Annotated in this window: 2 protein-coding genes; both read right to left on the bottom strand. The window is 55.7% G+C overall.

Going from position 1 to position 2,107, the window contains the following annotated elements; translation table 11 throughout:
- Positions 1-33 precede the first annotated feature (33 nt).
- Positions 34-204, bottom strand: coding sequence for a hypothetical protein (locus RBB42_RS28005; RefSeq protein WP_306043971.1), 171 nt, complete (start codon positions 202-204; stop codon positions 34-36).
- A gap of 30 nt (positions 205-234) precedes the next feature.
- Positions 235-1,749, bottom strand: coding sequence for a DUF4114 domain-containing protein (locus tag RBB42_RS28000; protein WP_305972555.1), 1,515 nt, complete (start codon positions 1,747-1,749; stop codon positions 235-237).
- Between the last annotated feature and the right edge of the window lie 358 nt (positions 1,750-2,107).

Here is a 2,107-nt window from a genome sequence, read left to right as displayed (position 1 = left end):
GACACGCAGCATGAAACCTAAACCCGATACACCTTAGAAACGCTGCAAACCTGTCCGAAAAGATGGGACCACTTCAAGATGCTGGCTCTCACCAGTTACTGCCGAGAACTGGTTGATTGCATTTTCGATATTGGTAGAGAGCGCCATGTTGCCGCTGATATCGGTGAAACGAATGTTTTCCAGCGCCTCCGCGTCATGCTGCATGTTGAAACGGATATCGTTGATTCCAGCGTATTAGAGCGTGACGTCAGGAGCGAATTTTTTAAGTTGCTCATCCAGGCCAGATTCGAGTCCCGTCTGGAGGATGAATGAACGATCTGGATTATCTGGATTTAGACCGAGCCGACGTCCGGTGTATCCGGTATGCTCTAGGTCTACCCCTTTGACAGTCTGTGGTTTCTCACCCACAAAATCGATAAAAACGCCCTTCTCCAGAAGCGCATCAAACAGCGGTTTGCGGAAACCGGAAGCACTTCCCCCGACGCCAACCGTCAACGAGTCGCCGATCGGCAGAACTTTTGCCGCATAATTGTACCCCTGTTCCTCAAGGTCGATGATGACCCCAGCGGTTTCGCCTGACAAATCGACCGGCACCGACGAAGAGCGCTCCACCGAGATCACGTAATCGTTGAAGTCAAAGTCGCTTTCGGGCCCAACATAGTCCTCGAAGCCAATCAGGTACTGCTCGCCGCGATAGCCGCCGATGGCAGCGACCGTTACTTCCCACACATCAGTGTTCAGCGGGGCGTCGAACGCGTGGTGAATCTCAGACATCACGGTTCCACCGGGGGGGCAGACTGGTCCTTCTGGACCGCCCAACGGGCCACATGGAGGCGCCCAGGTCAATGTGTCGTGCTGGTACCCTGTTCCGGGGTCAAACCCGAAATAGATATCCCAAGGCGCGCCGATGGCAAAGCTGTTGAGGGCGTCATCCGACTGTCCGTCACTGACAAGAAATAGGCCGAACTGATCACCCGGATCAACTCCGCCAAAAAGCGCGTCCAAACTTTGCGGGCCGCTGTGTTCGAAATCCTCGAAGATTCGGGTCTCGCCGATTTCGCCATCCTCAATGCGGTAGACCCCAAGCACATTGTCGAGGCTGGTTTCGCTCGACACGAAGTTGATGAAGAGATCGCCGGTCCCATCCACGGTCAGCACCTCCGGATCGGCACCGCTTCTCGAATTCGGGTAAAAGATCGGGACGTCGTTGCCTTCGCCGATCACATTCGGGAAGGTTTGCGTCACTCTGATCGCGCCGGCGTCGAACAGGTCTTCGAGCGTCAGAGAGCGCCCGTTCCGGATTATGGCGATTGCCTGGAAATCGGTGCCGCTGCCGGTAGGATCGATCTCGATCCGCGACAAGGTTCCGTCCTTTACAAGGCGAAGGTAGCCAAAATAGTCGCTCACGTGTCCGGCCAGATTTTTTTCGCCCTCATATTCAAAGCCTTGAAAGATCCCGCGGAACTCCAGCTTGTCTCCCTCGGCTAGGTTGAAGTCCTTCAGGTCGAGCATCGACGTTGGGCGGGCTTCCGTGAACACATAGGTATCCGCGCCTTCGCCGCCGCGAACCGGGCCACCGCCTGGGCCAGGAATCAGCACGTCGTCGCCGTCTTGACCGAGGAGCTTGTCTTCGCCGCCCAGGCCCCGGATCAGCGTGTCGAGCCCCGGCAATCCCCGCCGGAAATCTTCCCCAGGAGTGCCGAGCACCTCGACCTCAGTGGCTGGACTGTTTGATGAATTGAGTGGCATCGGATTTCCTCCTCATTGGTTAGATTCGATCGACAAGCGCATACCGGCACCGGCATGACATTCGGAAACTTCATTGGGAGAAGCGCGCGCGGACACATTTACGCGCCGATATTGCACCAAACGATTTGCTTGTCTCTCAGCAGACTTTTGAGAAAAGCTTTGAGCGGATGTTCCCGCTGAGAAATTCGGACCCCGGCCCAAGTATTTTTCTTTACCCCGGCGAGAGGACAAAAAGGAACTGTTAAGCGGCTATTGATTCAGCGCCGGCCTTTTTCACTAATCCGTTGAATCCAGTAGTTTCCAAGCCTTTGAGGCGCAAACGATTGGCCCACGCCGGTCGGTCACGCTAGAGATCTTG

Source organism: Mameliella sp. MMSF_3455 (assembly GCF_030733205.1).
Taxonomy (GTDB): Bacteria; Pseudomonadota; Alphaproteobacteria; order Rhodobacterales; family Rhodobacteraceae; genus Antarctobacter.
The sequence above is the reverse complement of the archived record's forward strand: the minus strand, read 5'-3'. Positions and strand labels throughout refer to the sequence as shown.

Coding starts and splice junctions, on each gene's coding strand:
- RBB42_RS28005 (WP_306043971.1), bottom strand. CDS start 204: ATGCAGCATGACGCGGAGGCGCTGGAAAACATTCGTTTCACCGATATC.
- RBB42_RS28000 (WP_305972555.1), bottom strand. CDS start 1,749: ATGCCACTCAATTCATCAAACAGTCCAGCCACTGAGGTCGAGGTGCTC.